General features: G+C 43.0%; 14 protein-coding genes and 3 tRNA genes. 12 read left to right on the forward strand and 5 right to left on the reverse strand.

The window, feature by feature from the left end; translation table 11 throughout:
• The first annotated feature begins 226 nt into the window (after nucleotides 1-226).
• Nucleotides 227-1,474: an N-acetylmuramoyl-L-alanine amidase AmiC gene (gene amiC / locus Xedl_RS12225; RefSeq protein ID WP_074024035.1), complete on the forward strand. Its 1,248-nt coding sequence runs from the start codon at nucleotides 227-229 to the stop codon at nucleotides 1,472-1,474.
• Between the two features lie 170 nt (nucleotides 1,475-1,644).
• Here amiC and Xedl_RS12230 read toward each other — a convergent pair.
• The 3 genes from Xedl_RS12230 to Xedl_RS12240 form a co-directional block, all read right to left on the reverse strand.
• Nucleotides 1,645-1,721 (reverse strand) — tRNA-Met (locus tag Xedl_RS12230).
• Nucleotides 1,722-1,789: 68 nt separating this feature from the next.
• Nucleotides 1,790-1,866 (reverse strand) — tRNA-Met (locus Xedl_RS12235).
• Between the two features lie 133 nt (nucleotides 1,867-1,999).
• A tRNA-Met gene (locus tag Xedl_RS12240) sits at nucleotides 2,000-2,076 on the reverse strand.
• Between the two features lie 226 nt (nucleotides 2,077-2,302).
• Between Xedl_RS12240 and mltA the strand changes: the two genes are divergently transcribed.
• Nucleotides 2,303-3,400: a murein transglycosylase A gene (mltA, locus tag Xedl_RS12245; protein WP_074024037.1), complete on the forward strand. Its 1,098-nt coding sequence runs from the start codon at nucleotides 2,303-2,305 to the stop codon at nucleotides 3,398-3,400.
• Nucleotides 3,401-3,475: 75 nt separating this feature from the next.
• Entirely contained in the window at nucleotides 3,476-4,288 is an 813-nt protein-coding gene (gene tcdA / locus Xedl_RS12250) for a tRNA cyclic N6-threonylcarbamoyladenosine(37) synthase TcdA (protein ID WP_074024038.1), read from the forward strand.
• Between the two features lie 22 nt (nucleotides 4,289-4,310).
• Here the strand turns inward: tcdA and csdE are convergent, their stop codons facing one another.
• A complete protein-coding gene (gene csdE / locus Xedl_RS12255) occupies nucleotides 4,311-4,769 on the reverse strand; it encodes a cysteine desulfurase sulfur acceptor subunit CsdE (protein WP_074024040.1) in 459 nt (152 codons plus the stop codon).
• A gap of 61 nt (nucleotides 4,770-4,830) precedes the next feature.
• Nucleotides 4,831-6,036 carry a cysteine desulfurase CsdA gene (gene csdA / locus Xedl_RS12260; RefSeq protein WP_074024090.1) on the reverse strand — a complete coding sequence of 402 codons (1,206 nt, stop codon included), beginning with the start codon at nucleotides 6,034-6,036 and terminating at the stop codon, nucleotides 4,831-4,833.
• 406 nt (nucleotides 6,037-6,442) lie between these two features.
• On the opposite strand from csdA, the gene Xedl_RS12265 reads away from it, so the two are divergent.
• From Xedl_RS12265 to Xedl_RS12305, 9 genes are all read left to right on the forward strand, one after another.
• Entirely contained in the window at nucleotides 6,443-7,366 is a 924-nt protein-coding gene (locus tag Xedl_RS12265) for a transcriptional regulator GcvA (RefSeq protein WP_074024041.1), read from the forward strand.
• 43 nt (nucleotides 7,367-7,409) lie between these two features.
• Complete coding sequence (locus Xedl_RS12270; protein WP_074024043.1) at nucleotides 7,410-7,805, forward strand: DUF423 domain-containing protein; 396 nt, start codon at nucleotides 7,410-7,412, stop codon at nucleotides 7,803-7,805.
• A complete protein-coding gene (gene rlmM / locus Xedl_RS12275; protein WP_074024044.1) occupies nucleotides 7,798-8,895 on the forward strand; it encodes a 23S rRNA (cytidine(2498)-2'-O)-methyltransferase RlmM in 1,098 nt (365 codons plus the stop codon). Before Xedl_RS12270 ends, rlmM begins: the two co-directional genes overlap by 8 nt.
• A 564-nt stretch (nucleotides 8,896-9,459) precedes the next feature.
• Entirely contained in the window at nucleotides 9,460-10,893 is a 1,434-nt protein-coding gene (locus Xedl_RS12280) for a serralysin family metalloprotease (protein ID WP_074024046.1), read from the forward strand.
• A gap of 170 nt (nucleotides 10,894-11,063) precedes the next feature.
• Entirely contained in the window at nucleotides 11,064-11,393 is a 330-nt protein-coding gene (locus Xedl_RS12285) for a protease inhibitor Inh/omp19 family protein (RefSeq protein WP_074024047.1), read from the forward strand.
• 179 nt (nucleotides 11,394-11,572) lie between these two features.
• The gene (locus Xedl_RS12290; RefSeq protein WP_074024049.1) at nucleotides 11,573-12,901 is read left to right on the forward strand and encodes a hypothetical protein; all 1,329 of its coding nucleotides are present in this window, start codon (nucleotides 11,573-11,575) and stop codon (nucleotides 12,899-12,901) included.
• A complete protein-coding gene (locus Xedl_RS12295; protein WP_074024050.1) occupies nucleotides 12,898-13,482 on the forward strand; it encodes a tetratricopeptide repeat protein in 585 nt (194 codons plus the stop codon). Before Xedl_RS12290 ends, Xedl_RS12295 begins: the two co-directional genes overlap by 4 nt.
• A gap of 175 nt (nucleotides 13,483-13,657) precedes the next feature.
• Nucleotides 13,658-15,418 (forward strand): type I secretion system permease/ATPase, encoded by a 1,761-nt coding sequence (locus tag Xedl_RS12300; RefSeq protein ID WP_074024052.1) that lies wholly within the window; start codon nucleotides 13,658-13,660, stop codon nucleotides 15,416-15,418.
• 51 nt (nucleotides 15,419-15,469) lie between these two features.
• Complete coding sequence (locus Xedl_RS12305; protein WP_074024053.1) at nucleotides 15,470-16,807, forward strand: HlyD family type I secretion periplasmic adaptor subunit; 1,338 nt, start codon at nucleotides 15,470-15,472, stop codon at nucleotides 16,805-16,807.
• Nucleotides 16,808-16,916 lie beyond the last annotated feature (109 nt).

A 16,916-nucleotide genomic window follows, 5' to 3' on the forward strand; every position in this document is an offset into this window, starting at 1 on the left:
TTGAATTTTTATTCGTATTTTTTGTATTTTTATTCTTTTTGAAGGGAAATGGCAAGCGGAAAGATGGATAAAAATAACGTTATTATTTATATTGATATAAATAAGTTAAATAAGCAGAAAATACGTTTTTTGATGACAGAAGTTTGCTAATTAATTAGAGTTCCTGCCTGGCTATTATGTTTGGTAGAGATTACTGCGTTTGGTTGTTTTTGAAGCGGAATAAATAATGAGTTATTCAGACCATAATACTTCACGTCGTCGCTTGCTAAAAGGTGCAGCCGCTGTCTGGTTATTAAGTATCAGTCCAATAGGTTATGCAGCGACTTCAAAAATTATTGCTGTTCGTATTTGGCCTGCATCAAGTTATACCAGAGTGACGCTGGAGTCTAATATTCCACTTAAGTATCGTCAATTTTCGCTTTCAAACCCTAATCGTATTGTTATTGATTTGCAGGGTATCCAGCTTAATCGCATTTTAAGCAGTATGGGGGCACAGGTTCAGCGACGTGATCCTTACTTAAAATTAGTGCGGGCAGGGCAATTTAATCCTAAAACAGTGCGTTTAGTCTTTGAAATCAAGCAGCCTGTTTCCCCGCATATTTTTACATTGCCACCCATTGCGAAGTTTAAGCACCGTCTGGTACTTGATCTGTATCCCAAAAAGGCTGTTGATGTGGCTAATGATCCTTTATTAGCCCTGCTTGAAGAGTACAACAGTGGGAACTTAGAACAACATTTGCCTGCACAGACACGCAAATCCGGCAAGGCAGGCAAAGATAGGCCGATTGTGATTATGCTCGATCCGGGTCATGGGGGTGAAGACTCTGGAGCCATTGGGAAATATAAAACCCGTGAAAAAGATATCGTGTTGCAGATTGCCCGTCGTTTACAGGCACTCATCAAACGTGAGCCAGGCATGAAAGTTTACATGACGCGTAATGAAGATGTGTTTATCCCCTTGACGGTGCGAGTGGCAAAAGCGCGTAAAATGCGGGCTGATCTCTTTGTTTCTATTCATGCGGATGCTTTTACCAATCGCTCTGCCCGCGGTTCATCCGTGTTTGCCCTTTCGACTAAGGGTGCCACCAGCAATACGGCTCGTTTTCTCGCCCAAACTCAGAACGAGGCTGACTTAATTGGTGGCGTCAGCAAAAGTGGCGATAAATATTTGGATCACACCATGCTGGATTTGGTTCAAACTGCGACAATCAATGACAGCTTAAAATTTGGTAACGAAGTGCTCAGACGGATAGGCAAAATCAATAAACTGCATAAAAATAGCGTCGATCAGGCAGGATTTGCGGTGTTGAGAGCCCCGGATATTCCTTCTATTTTGGTAGAAACTGCATTTATCAGTAATCTGGAAGAAGAGCGCAAACTTAAAACAGCGAAATTCCAACAACAAGTGGCGGAATCTATTTTTGCTGGTATTAAAGCGTATTTCAAAAACGGCGCAGAATTGGCACGGCGGTGAAATATCCGCTAAAGCTTATTGCTTATGATGCGATGATGGTTATCGGCTTTATATTCATATTTAAACCGGATTTAAATAGTACTTAAATATTAATTTTAAAATCAGTGGAAATCAGGTAATAGGATAGGAAATAAGAATTGGATAAAAATTGAAAGGAAAGAATAAATATTTGGTTGCGGGGGCCGGATTTGAACCGACGACCTTCGGGTTATGAGCCCGACGAGCTACCAGGCTGCTCCACCCCGCGTCCGTCTGTTTGCAAATCTTGATGATTCATCATGAATGCAAACACTGAATAATGACATCATATAGCGTTGGTTGCGGGGGCCGGATTTGAACCGACGACCTTCGGGTTATGAGCCCGACGAGCTACCAGGCTGCTCCACCCCGCGTCCGTCTATCTGCAAATCTTGATGAGTAACCATGAATGCAAATACTAAATGATGACATTTTTTACTTCTAGATTGTCTTTGCTACCAGAACAAATCGATGCTATCTCATACTGACGATGATAGACAATCGAGTTGGTTGCGGGGGCCGGATTTGAACCGACGACCTTCGGGTTATGAGCCCGACGAGCTACCAAGCTGCTCCACCCCGCGTCTGATGTCGGCACACTATACTCTGGAACGGAGCAGTTGCAAGTTTTTTATTGATATTTACTAAATTTATTTGTTTTTTGATTTAAAAATAGCCTTATTGTTTTGTTTTTGCTCGATGGGTTTGGCTAAAACGGTAAGCTATTTTATCTAACTACATTTCATTATTTATGTGTGTTTGGTATTGTTCGTGCTCCGAGTGAGTGATAGCCAGAGATAAGGCATTAATATGAGAGTTTACGGCAAATATCTTTTATTTGGATTTGTCATTTCGTTATTATCGGGATGCCATTTTCGACCCACTGATCAGGCACAGCAGTATAAGGATGGGCGAATTACCCAAAATCTCCAGTTGGTGAATATTCCTAACGCCGAAGGTTCTCCGGTTAATGCTAAGGATTTTGCGATTCAGGTTAAATATATTAGTGACGCTTCACCTCGTCTTTATGCCAATAACCGTGAATTATTTAATGCCATTGAGCACTGGATGCTGTCTGGTGGTGATACCCGTGACTTAAATAAGTTCGGTTTGCTGGCTTATCAGATGGAAGGTGAAGATAAATACGGCAACGTGAAGTTTACCGGTTATTACACGCCGGTTTTGCAAGCACGGCATACCAGGCAAGGGGAATTTAAATATCCACTGTATCGTATGCCAACTCATTTACGTTCCCGTTTGCCCAGTCGTGCTGAGATATATAGGGGTGCTCTGAGCAAGAAATTTATAATTGGGTACAGTAACTCCCTGATGGATAATTTTATGATGGAAGTACAAGGGAGTGGCTATGTCGATTTTGGTGATGGACATCCATTGACCTTTTTTGGTTATGGCGGAAAAAATGGGCATGCCTATCGTAGTATTGGCAAAGTACTGATCGATCGGGGAGAAGTACCGAGCGAAAAAATGTCGATGAAAGCGATCCGTCAGTGGGGAGAACAGCACAGCGATTCCGAAGTGAAAGAATTGTTAGAGAAAAATCCTTCATTTGTTTTCTTTAAACCTGAATCCTATACCCTTGTGCGGGGAGCCAGTGCGGTGCCCCTTATTGCAAAAGCCTCAGTGGCGTCTGATAAGTCCTTGATCCCTCCTGGAACTGCATTGCTGGCGGAAGTGCCTGTACTGGATGAAAAGGGCAAATTTACCGGTCAATATCGGATGCGTCTGATGGTGGCGCTGGATGTTGGTGGTGCCATCAAAGGAAATCATTTCGATATTTATCACGGTGTTGGGGAGAAAGCGGGGGAAATGGCGGGTTTTTATAATCACTATGGCCGTGTTTGGGTATTGAAGAAAACATCATCTGGTTTTTTGGCGGTAAACCAGTAAGATCCCTCCCAGTTCAAACCATCAATCGATAACCTATCTCAATAGGGATAGGTTTTATGCGGAATTTATTTAGCAATGCAAGTTTCTCTCTCTGATGCTTATCTTCAGCGTTTTGCTGGTACGGCTCGATTATATGGCCAGAAAGCGCTTTCATTATTTGCCCGCTCACATGTCTGTGTTGTGGGTATTGGCGGTGTGGGTTCATGGGCGGCAGAAGCGCTGGCGCGTACCGGTATTGGTGCTATTACGTTGATTGATATGGATGATGTTTGCATCACCAATACCAACCGCCAGTTGCACACCTTGGTACAAAATGTGGGCTTGCCAAAGACGGAAGTCATAGCGGAGCGGATACGAGCGATCAATCCTGAGTGTCAGGTCACTTGCATTGATGATTTTGTCACCCCTGATAATGTGGCTGAATTGATGTCCACGGGGTTTAGCTATGTTATTGATGCCATTGATAGTATACGGCCAAAAGCAGCGTTATTGGCCTATTGTCGCCGCTATAAGATCCCGATTGTGACGACTGGTGGAGCGGGCGGGCAACTTGATCCTACCCAGATTCAGGTGGTGGATTTAGCGAAAACGGTGCAAGATCCATTGGCGGCGAAATTAAAAGAGCGCTTGAAGTCGGATTACCGCGTAGTGAAGAACGGTAAGGGCAAGTTAGGCATTGACTGTGTTTTTTCAACAGAACAGCTAGTTTATCCGCAATCTGACGGCACAGTTTGTGCTGCCAAGAGCACCGCGGAGGGTTCCAAGCGAATGGATTGCGCTTCTGGTTTTGGTGCCGCAACGATGGTTACGGCGACTTTTGGTTTTGTTGCTGTATCCCACGCATTGAAAAAAATGGTGGCGAAAGCTGAGCGGGACAATGCGCTTTAAGCGAACCTAATAAATATAGGTGTTAGGAAATATAGGTGTTCGCTATTTCCTGAATAGTATTTATCAGGGATTTCACACCATTGAGCCTTGAGCCACTGAGTTGTTGTTCAAGGCCGAGTTGTTGAAAGAGCTCAGTCAAAGGCGTTTGCACAACTTGCTCTGGGGTTTTGCCTTCTACGGCGGTCAGCAGGATGGCTAACAATCCTTTGACAATACGGCCTTCACTATCGCCATAAAAATGCAATCGGCCATCGGCAAATTGTTGATATCCCAACCAGACACGATTTTCACAGCCGGATCTTTCGATATTTTGTTGTTTTAGTTCATCTGCCAGAGGAGGCAGCTTTCTGGCGAGACCGATGAGCTGCCGATAACGATCTTCCCACAATTTGCATTGTTGAAAGTTTGCAATAAGTTGCTGTTCTGTAATTTCTGTTCCGAATGGATGCGGAGCCAGGATAGTGTCTGAGAGTTGTGTCATGGGTTATTTATCTTGCAATATATTCATCGATTACTGATAGGGCTGCCATGATAGGAGAATATCAATCATCTAGCAGCGCTAGCGCAAACTTTACGGCACTGATCAATCTATCCGCGTCTTGCTGGTTATTATAAGGCATGAATGAAGCGCGCAGGCAACCGCCGATCCCAAGGGCGTCCAGCAATGGCTGGGCACAGTGTTGGCCTGAACGCAGGGAGATATTTTGTTCTGCAATCAGTGTTGCTAAATCACTGTGGTGTATTCCGACGATATTGAAAGCCAGTAAGCTGGAACCCGCGACACGGTAACTGTTAAATCCCTTTAACGTCCTGAGTTGCTGTTCGGTGTAATTCGTCAGGGCAATCGCATGGGATTCAGCGAGCGGGATATCAATGGTCTTCAACCATTCCAGAGTCGCTGCAAAGCCGACCACGCCAGCAACATTGGGGGTTCCCGCTTCAAAACGATAAGGTACGGCTTCCGGTGTGAAACCATCGAACGAGACTTGAGTCAGCATTTTGCCGCCGCCATGCCATGGTGACATCGCATTCAGCAATTCACTTTTGCCATACAACACACCCAATCCATTTGGGCCATACAGTTTATGGGCAGAGAAGGCATAAAAATCGATATCCAGTTGCTGTACATTGACAGACGTGTGAACGATACCCTGAGCACCATCGACCAGAACACGACAATCGTATTGATGGGCGAGTGCAGTGACTTGAGCCAAATCTACCGCGGCGCCGGTAACGTTAGACATTTGGCTGATAGCCACTAAGCGGCTTTTCTCATTCAAAAGTTCTGCCAGCGTATCGATTTCTGGTTGTCGTCGATTGCTAATCGGCCATTTAACGATTTTGGCGCCGGTTTGTTGCGCCAGAATCAGCCACGGCAACAGGTTAGCGTGGTGTTCCTGTTCACTGACAATGATTTCATCACCCGCGTTCAGACGAGAGCGAAAGTAACTTTGGGCAACCAGATTGATGGACTCAGTGGTTCCTTTTGTCCAGATGATATCTTCAGGTAATGGCGCATTAATCAATTCCGCTACCAGCGAACGAGCTTGTTCATAGCGCGCAGTCATGGCCTGCGCAGTGGCATGTTGGCTGCGGTGTACTGTTGCACTGTGGTTTTGGTAATAGTACTCGGTCGCTTCAATCATACATGCCGGCTTTAATGCCGTGGCTGCACTGTCCAAAAATGTGATGGATTGTTGCAGAGCAGGAAATTGCAGGCGGAATTTTTCTGAGTCAAAGGCTTTCATAAACGGTGCTAATTTAATCGTTGTGTGATAAAGAATGAGTTTTTCTTTAACCAAGAGAAGAGGAATTCTACAGGAGAAAATCGGGAAAAAAAGCACCGCCATTGCGGTGCAATAAAAAATCACTATGGACAGACAGGGTAAATGTACAGGAAGTGAAAAAAAACAGTAGCTTATGCTACAAAGCCTGGTTTCCCAGACAACTTGCAAACACAACATCACAACCACAAAGCCAAAAGCATCACTGTATCGCTACAGAGAGACTTTTCGTTCCGGCTTAGGAAGTGCGCACACTATAGGGATTTGCTGGTATATCATCAATGGACAAATTATAATGCTTCGGATTATAAAAACTAATAATTAAAAGAAAAGAGTTACCGGTATCGTCACTACTATATAAGAAACGAACATGTCTAAACGTTTACCTCCACTCAATGCGTTACGCGTTTTTGATGCCGCCGCCCGTCATTTAAGTTTTACTAAAGCGGCAGAAGAATTATTTGTAACTCAGGCCGCTGTTAGCCATCAAATGAAAAGTCTGGAAGATTTTCTGGGATTAAAGCTCTTTCGTCGTCGTAACCGTTCGCTATTGTTGACGGAAGAGGGGCAAAGTTACTATCTCGATATTAAGGAAATTTTTACTGCCATCAATGACGCCACCCGCAAACTTCAGGCTCGTAGTGCCAAGGGCGCGTTGACGGTGAGTTTATCCCCCAGTTTTGCGATTCAGTGGCTAGTGCCGCGGCTTTCAGGTTTCAATCAGAGTTTTCCGGGGATTGATGTTCGCATTCAGGCAATAGATCGGGAAGAAGATAAACTGACTGATGATGTCGATGTCGCGATTTTTTATGGCCGAGGTAACTGGCCGGGCTTGCGCACCGATCGCCTTTATCCCGAATATCTGCTGCCAGTTTGTTCTCCTGCGTTACTGACGGGAGATCGCCCGTTGAAAACTCCCGCAGATCTCGCCAATCATACTTTGTTACATGATTCATCCCGACGGGATTGGCAAGCTTATGTTCGCCAGCTTGATATGCAGCAGCAGATCAATGTCCAGCAGGGACCAATATTCAGCCATAGTGCGATGGTGATCCAGGCGGCTGTACATGGTCAAGGTGTTGCGCTAGCCAATAATGTTATGGCACAAAATGAAATTGATGCAGGGCGTCTTGTCTGCCCGTTTAATGATGTTTTGGTCAGCAAGAATGCATTTTATTTGGTTTGTCACGATAATCAGGCAGAATTGGGCAAGATTGCGGCTTTCCGCAAATGGATACTCACCCAGGCTGCGATTGAGCAAGAAAGGTTAGGATTTATTACCCAACACACTTAATCGTTATATCCAATAGCTGATAAATAGAAACAGGAGTTGTGTGATGAGCAGTCGAGCCATGCTGATTTTTGTTGGGATCAGTGGTTTTTTCTACGTGGCATTGGGTGCGATGGGAGCACATATGTTAGCACCTATCCTGACACCACGTCAGATGGAATGGATTCATACCGGCCTGCAATATCAAGGTTTACATACACTCGCAATGATGGCTCTGGCCATTTTGTTGATGCGCCAGCCTGTAGCGCCGTTTGGTTGGAGTGGGATTTTTTTCACGGCGGGAATTGTGCTGTTTAGTGGCAGCCTTTATTGTCTGGCCTTTTTACCGTTAAAATTTCTGGTTTATTTAACACCAATCGGTGGGTTCAGTTTTCTCATTGGTTGGTTATGTGTATTAATTGGCGCTCTGCGTCTAAGGAAATCGGCGCTTAGCCATGAATAAAGTTGCTTTATATTGCCGCCCAGGTTTTGAAAAAGAGTGTGCGGCAGAGATTACCGATAAGGCGGGTAAAAAAGAAATTTACGGTTTCGCCCGCGTGAAAGAAAACAGTGGATATGTGCTGTTTGAGTGTTATCAGCCCGATGATGCGGATCGCCTGATCCGTGAAATACCGTTCGGTGAATTGATTTTTGCTCGTCAAATGTTAGTTGTGGGCGAATTGCTGAAAGATTTGCCGCAGGAAGATCGTATTACTCCGATTGTCGGCATGTTGATCGGGGTCATTGAGAAGGCGGGTGAACTGCGTGTTGAGGTGCCGGATACTAATGAAAGCAAGGAGTTGATGAAGTTTTGCCGTAAGTTTACGGTTCCGTTACGTAATGCGATGCGTCAGGAAAAACTTTTGCTGGCAAAGGAAAATTATAGTCGTCCTGTTATCCACGTCTTTTTCATCGCTTCGGGCTGTTGCTATGTCGGGTATTCCTATAGCAATAATAACTCCCGTTTTTATATGGGTATTCCTCGCCTGAAATTCCCCTCTGATGCACCGAGCCGTTCAACGCTGAAACTGGAAGAAGCCTTTCATATATTCATTCCTTATGACGAATGGGAAGAGCGTTTGGGTAGCGGCCTGCATGCCGTGGATCTTGGTGCTTGTCCGGGAGGATGGACTTACCAGCTCGTAAAACGCAGCATGATGGTTCATTCGGTAGATAATGGCCCGATGGCTGATAGCTTGATGGAAACAGGTCAAGTGAAACATCATCGTGTGGATGGCTTTAAGTTTGAGCCGCCAGTGAAAAACATTTATTGGCTGGTTTGTGACATGGTTGAAAAACCTGCCAAAGTGGCCCAATTGATGACGGATTGGCTGGTAAAAAGCTGGTGCCGTGAGGCGATCTTCAATCTTAAGTTGCCGATGAAAAAGCGTTATGAGGAAGTCGCTCATCTATTGCAGAAAATAGAACAGCAATTGCGAGAAAATGGTGTGAATGCGCAGATTCAGGCGAAACACCTGTATCACGATCGTGAAGAGATTACCGTACACGTTCGTCGTATTTGGTCCCTGTATGCAACTGATCGGGATTATTGATACAATCCTTTACCGTTAAATATGCTGCCTTATTGGCAGCAATTATTCTATCTATCTATCTATCTATCTATCTTCTTCTTATTATCCTACTTGTCTGTTGTCATACCACTTGATTCAACGATTTCAGTTACCCTTATCCCAAATACACAATGTGAAATCCAGAAATGTGGAATTAATTTCAAGTTGAATGAAAAATAACCTAACTTTAAATAAGTAGGCAAAAAAATAGCTAAAGAGATAATGCTTTCTTAAGATCAATTTTCAGCAGATAAAAACAACATTATTTATTACTAAATAATGTTGTTTTTTTATTATCAAAAAATTTCATTATAATAATTAATAATTAATAATTAATAATTAATAATTAATTACATAAATTAAATTTGGTCAGTATGTATTCTAAAAAAATATATTAATTATTTTTACACAGACAATAACTAACGCTATTTTATTCTGGAGTTTTATTTCTAAGAGGGCCTTGGAAAGAATTTAAAACTCTTACCTCCGTTATTATCAAAATTTCGGATTTTTAGGATATTTATCTTGTTTTTACAGGAGATTTATATGGCCTCAAAGAAAAAGTATACCTATACGGGATTATCTGATTCCACTTCCGTTCAGGAAGTTAATTCATTTCTTAAAGCCTATGTGCCAAATTACGACACCTCTATTCGAGTTGCTCATGATCCATTAGGAGATAATGCACCTGATAAGCTTTTGCGCGGCCACTATAAGTGGTCCAATAAATATGTTGATTCTTCTGGCACCTTGGAATTATCGTACCATTTTATGGAAGTGACACCGGCTATAATGCCGTTGTTTGAAATTTCTGGCTTCAGTGCTTTTAATCAAGAACAAAAAGAAGCAGCGAAACTTTCTTTACAATCCTGGTCTGATGTTGCCAATATTAAATTTACCGAAGTAAGTAGTGCTAAAAAAGCGAATATCACTTTTGGTTTCTTTGATCATAGTGACAACGATGATTATGCATTTGCAACTTTGCCACAAGGACAAAGAATCGCGTTTACATGGTATGACGCTACAAGCCATACTTTTGTAGACAATGATATTGATGTAAATGGTTATGCTCGTCAGACTTTCACTCACGAAATTGGACATACATTAGGATTAGAACACCCTGCCGATTATGATGCTTCTGATAAAGTGCGTCCAGGCTATATCACTAAAGCAGAATATTTCGAGGATACTCGTGCCTATACGGTCATGAGTTATTTCACTGAAAAATATACAGGCCAAGATTTTAAATATGAATATTCATCGGCACCTCTGTTGAATGATATTTCTGCCATTCAGAAATTGTATGGTGCGAATATGGCAACCCGTACGGGTGATACTATATATGGTTTCAATTCCAATACTGACCGCGACTTCATGACCGCAACCGATGCGAACAGCAAACTGGTGTTCAGTGTCTGGGATGCGGGTGGTGAAGATACTTTTGATTTCTCTGGTTTTACTCAAAATCAGCGTATCAACCTGAATGAAGGCGCTTTCTCTGATGTAGGTGGCTTGAAAGGTAACGTTTCTATTGCCCGTGGTGTTGTTATTGAAAACGCGATTGGCGGCAGTGGCGACGATATTCTGGTCGGTAACAGTGCAGATAACATCCTGAAAGGCGGCGCAGGCAATGACATTATTTATGGCGGTCTGGGCGGTGATCATCTGTGGGGTGGTGAAGGTAACGATACCTTTGTTTACCTGGATGGCAAAGAATCGCTGCAAGATAATCCAGACTGGATCCACGATTTTATTTCTGGTGAAGACAAAATCGATCTGTCTGAATTCAATTTCGGTGGTACTGGCGATATCAAATTTGTGGATTCGTTCTCAGGTAAGGCGGGCGAAGTGCTGTTCACTTATGATGAAGTGACCGAGGTAACTGATTTGGAAATCAGCCTGGGTGGTGATTTGGCGGGCAATGATTTTCTGGTGAAAGTGGTCGGTCAACCGTTAACTGAAGCAGATTTCATCGTCTAATTGCTGTCATCACGTTAATCGAATATTGCCGTATTCCCCTCAGGATACGGCAATATTATGGACATGATGGAAAGGTGGAAATGGTGGATTTCTTGCTTTGTGGCTGTCGGTTTTATAGATCGAAATTGCTCTTATCGATAATTTTCTCTCTTTTTTTGGCAGGAGGATGTATGGCGAGTAGTTTGAGGCTTCCAACCGCAGGTGAGTTGAAAGGATTATGGCAACTCTCCGATGGAAATAAGTTGTGCAATATTGAATTGACTGATACCCGTTTATCTGAGGGTTCGCTTTGGGCTTTGCAAGGTAATGCCTGTGTGACTGAGTTGATTGGGCAGCCTGTTGAAGGGTGGTATCCATCTCCAGATGGCATCACATTGACTGATGATGATGGCAATAGTGTGGCTTTTTTTAGTCATGAATCAGAACAGTGGATTGCTTACTTTGTTGATGGCCGGGAACTGGTCATGACATTCTCCCAATTTTCAGCGTATTGCCAGTGAACGATCAGCCGCTATCACGGTGTTGACCAAAACTATACGTATGGCCTTGCAGTCGTTGATCCTTGGCTTAGGTGGCTGGTTGGCAATTATTAATATTTTTATTGAAAATGATTACTATTATCATTAGCCTTCCATCAGGGTGAGGTGAAATTTCTTTAACTTTCAATAAGGAAACCGTTATGCCAGTTTTTCCATTTCCATTTACGCCATCTGGGCCTATGTCACCTGTAACAACTAAGCCTTGGTCACCGACATCGATACCATCTGGACCTATGTCGCCAATACCCTCTGGACATTCATATGGATTTATTGGCGCCTACGACGTCATGCGTGGAATGTCTCCAGGCACATATCATAACAGAACTGACGCCGACTTATTGCCATACCATGGTGGTATAACAATAAAAATAGCCCCATCAGGGACGAAATATACGAATGAAGCAGGTAAAGTTAGCGAATCTCGTTTTGGACATGCATGGGTTGAATTTCAGGGAGAATCTATCGGATGGGGTCTAGGTGTTGACAAAAGAGTCGGAGGAGTTGATAACCTAACATTTAGAGACTCTACGGCATACGATGCATCAAAGGTTGTCAGTGTCACATATCCATTATATTCAGAGAATGTTGTTGGTAATATAGAGAGATACATTTCTGAATTGAAAAATGGTAATTTTGATAATAACTGGGCGAAATCTTCAGGTTTCAAAAAAAATTATAATCTCCTTACCAATAATTGTATAGATTTTGTAAACTCTATTTTAGCAGTCACAGAGGTAGATAATGATGCACATTATTTAGATTATATTCAACCATTACAAGGATTAACTCCAGATGGGATAATACATCTTTTAGATTTAGATTTAAATCAAGTGAAAGAGATTATTGAACAACACATTAATGAATTTGAAAACAAAGAAACCCCACTTGTTATTGATCTCACTGGTGGTGGTATTACGACTATAGCAGAAAACGGTAACCTCTTTTTTGATCACGATAATAACGGAATTATTGAAAGCTCAGGATGGATAGAGTCAAACAGTGCATTTTTAGTATGGGATAAAAACAGAGATGGGAAAATAAACAATGGAAATGAACTGTTTGGGAATAACTCGATCTTAAAAAATGGCACCAAAGCAGATCATGGATTCGCGGCATTAGCCGATCTCGATGATAATAATGATGGTATTTTTGATCAAAATGATAGCCTGTGGAACTCATTAGAGTTATGGATTGATGCTAATCGTGATGCGATAACTGACAGCGGAGAGTTACATAAATTAAGTGAATCAGGGATTTCTTCTATCAATCTTGTGCATAAGGAAAATGGATTCAAAGATATTAACGGTAACATTCATGGGCTGGAAAGCACCGTGAACTGGGATAATGGAAATGTGACTAAGATAGTTGATGTGTATTTTGCAGTGAATAAAAATAAGACAATTGAATCAGTTACCTCTCACATTGACATAGTAGGAGTAAATGATACTTTTAGCGAGGTTATATTATGATTGGTTTATTTTTTAAAAATAAAAAGAATTTAATTTATTCCATATTATTTTTATCTTTTATGGCGCAGAGTTCAAACATGATCAAGCATAACATTCCATCGGCTATATTTAATTATCCAGATAATTTTTTATCAGCATTACCTATTCCAATGCCTAAAAATGAAAATGAATATTTTGAGTTAGTAAATAAAGCAGACGCTGGAGATCCCGAAGCAAATTGGATGCTTGCCGTAATACAAAACACTGTAGGTAATCATCAGGAGGCCAGTGAAAGATATCATTTATCTATTTCTAGAAATGATAAATATAAGCTAGAGTCTATGGTTAATTTAGGATTTATTCTTGAAGAAGAAAATAAATTCGCTGAAGCCCGCTCTCTTTTTGAACAGGCTGGAGAAAGTGGCTATTTTGAAGGTTACAACGCTATTGGGACTAATTATTTTAATGGAACAGGCGTAAAACAAGATTTTGATAAAGCGAAGGAGTATTATAAGAAAGCAAGTCAAATTGGGTGTAATGAATGTACGTATCTTATTAACAATTGGAATGATGTCGTTAAATTAAAAAAATCAGGAAAATAAATTTCGACATGAAATAAATAGCGTAATTTGATTTCATGAAAATCATCTAAAAATACGGTGGCCAAAGAAGGAGATGATAGCCGCCGTATGATGAATAAACAGCCGAGTTAAAAATTAATTATTGCTGTTTTTGTTGTTAATTATAATTGATTGCTTTTTAAGCAGGAAAAAAAGAATGATAAGTAATCTCAAGCAGCAAGGGAATGAAATCACGGAGGTTATCCGTGCACGCAGCAAGGTCTTCTGGACTATTGGCTTATTTACGGCATTCATCAACTTGCTGATGTTGGTTCCCACGATTTATATGCTGCAAGTCTATGATCGCGTACTGCCATCCAGTAATGAAATAACCTTGCTGATGCTGACGTTGATCACATTGGGGATGTTCGCCATGATGGGCGGGCTGGAATATATCCGCAGTCAGGTCGTGATCCGTATCGGCAGTCAGTTTGATATGTGCCTGAACCAACGGGTTTATACCGCTTCCTATGAATCCAACCTGAAAAATGGTTCCACCGATGCAGGGCAGATGCTTAATGACTTGGCGACTATCCGCCAGTTCCTGACCGGCAATGCCCTGTTTGCCTTTTTTGATGCCCCTTGGTTCCCTGTCTATCTTTGCGTCATCTTCCTGTTCAGCCCGTATTTGGGGTTGTTGGCGCTATTTGGAGCGATCATATTGATTGTACTCGCGGTGTTGAACCAGTGGTTATCTCAAACACCATTGGCAGAAGCCAGTCATCTGTCTTTGCGATCCGCTAACTTAGCCAGTACCAACCTGCGTAATGCCGAAGTGATTGAAGCACTCGGTATGTTACCCGCATTGCGTCATCGTTGGTTTGGCTTACATCAGCGTTTTCTCAATTTTCAGCGTATTGCCAGTGAACGTTCAGCCGCTATCACGGCACTGACCAAAACGATCCGTATGGCCTTGCAGTCGTTGATTCTTGGCTTAGGAGGCTGGTTGGCGATTGAAGGGAATATCACACCAGGCATGATGATTGCGGGTTCCATTTTGATGGGAAGAGCGTTGTCGCCGATTGAACAGTTGATACAAGCCTGGAAAAGCTGGAGTGCTGCCCGCTTGTCTTGGCAACGGCTGGATAAGTTACTGAAAGCGCAACCGGAACGCAAAAATGGCATGTCATTGCCAGCGCCTAAGGGCGCGTTGCTGATGGAAAAAGTATCCGCAATGCCACCGAGTAAAACACAGGCACTCCAGAACTCGCAAAAAAATAACCAATATGTCTTGCAGGATATCAATTTAGCCTTGAATTCCGGTGATGTGTTGGGTGTGATTGGTCCCAGTGCGTCGGGGAAATCGACATTGGCTCGCCTGCTGGTAGGAGTATGGCCGGCGCAAGAAGGCGTTGTACGGCTTGATGATGCTGATATCTACCAATGGAATAAAGATGAGTTAGGGGCATCTATTGGTTATCTGCCGCAGGATATTGAGCTGTTTGGCGGTACGATTGCGGAGAATATTGCACGTTTTAATGACGTTGAACCTGAAAAAGTCATTGAGGCGGCGAAAAAAGCCGGTGTCCATGAGTTGGTGCTTAATCTTGAGCGGGGTTATGACACAGTAATTGGCGCAGGTGGCATAGGGTTATCTGGTGGACAGAAACAACGAATAGGTTTGGCGCGTGCCTTGTATGGCAACCCCTCGCTTGTGGTATTGGATGAGCCTAACTCAAATTTGGATGATATTGGTGAAAAAGCCTTAAGCCATGCAATCGCGCAATTGCGGGAACAAGGTAAGACAGTGATAGTTATCACGCACCGACCTTCATTGCTCTCACAAACAACCAAAATTTTGCTGTTGGTACAGGGGAAAATGAAAATGTTTGGCCCTTCCCAGCAAGTGATGGCGGCGCTATCCCAATCTCAGTCTTTATCACAATCACAGTTAAAAGCGGTCGAACGTGCCTCGTAACATGATTCAGCCCTATTTCAATCCTTGGGATATTTCTATCTGGGAGTAAAGATGTCTTATCAGACTAATGCAAAGGATGCCCAAAACGAGGTGTCGGAATTATTGCCGCTGGATGCAAATCGTTACCTGCGAATAGGTTGGCTGATTATTGGGATCGGCATTCTGGGATTTTTCATCTGGGCGGCATTTGCGCCACTCGATAAAGGCGTGGCTTCTTCTGGTACTGTCGTGGTTGATGGTAACCGTAAAACGATACAGTCTCCGGTTAATGGCATTATCAGTCAAATTCAGGTGAAAGAAGGGGAACAAGTGAAAGCTGGACAGGTTTTGGTTCAGCTCAGCCAGGTACAGGTTAATGCCCAAATTGATTCCCTGAAACAGCAGCTTTACACCACATTGGCAACAGAAGCCCGACTTTTGGCCGAGCAGCAAGGGCAAGATGCCATTGTTTTTCCGCCTATGTTACTGAATCAACAATCGGAGCCATGCATTAACGAGACTCTGGCCTTGCAAAAACAGCTCTTTTTATCACGTCGTGAGATGCTGCGTAGTGATCTGGCGGGAATGCAGCAGGCTGAAGAAGGACTGCATTTTCAAATCAGGGGGCTGCGTGAAGCTCTGGTGAGTAAACAGCAACAGCAAGTTTCGCTCAAAGAACAGGTGACGAATTTGCAGCCCCTGACGGAAGAGGGTTATTTCCCCCGTAACCGTTATCTGGAATTACTGCGTAACCAAAGTGAATTAAGTGGCAGCATTGCGGAAATGACCGGAAAAATGGGCCAGCTTGAAAAACAGCGGCAGGAAACGCAGCAGCGAGTTATCCAGCGTCAGGCGGATTATCAACGTGAAGTGCGCAGCCAGTTGGCCGATGTACAGGTCTTGGCGAATGAGCTAAAAAATAAGCTGAAAACAGCACAATTTGATCGGTCGCATACTTCTATTATTGCTCCGGTGGATGGTTCGGTGGTTGGATTAACCGTGTTTACCCAAGGTGGCGTGGTGGCTGCCGGTGAGAAATTAATGGAAATCCTGCCGACCCAGAGTGTGCTGGAAATTGAGGCGCGTTTGATGGTGAACCTGATTGATAAAGTTACTGTGGAGCAAGATGTTGATTTGATGTTTACCGCGTTTAACCAGAACCGGACGCCAAAAGTCACGGGCAAGGTGATGGTGGTTTCGGCTGACCGTTTGGTGGATGAGCGTACAAGAGAGCCTTATTATCAGATGCGCTTGAAAGTCAGTCCTGAAGGCATGGATAAACTGGCGGGGTTGAATATCAAACCGGGGATGCCGGTTGAGGTATTCGTCAAAACAGGTTCGCGTTCGTTGTTGAGTTATCTGTTCAAGCCATTAATGGACAGGGCGTCTACCTCGCTGATTGAGGAGTAATAGGGATGTTGATATAGCAGAATCATCATAATTTGACATATTCAATATGCTCCGTAAATAGCTCATCAACTGAACATCTTTTTTGCCTCCTGATCGCTTTTGCTCCTCC

This window comes from Xenorhabdus eapokensis (genome assembly GCF_001908105.1).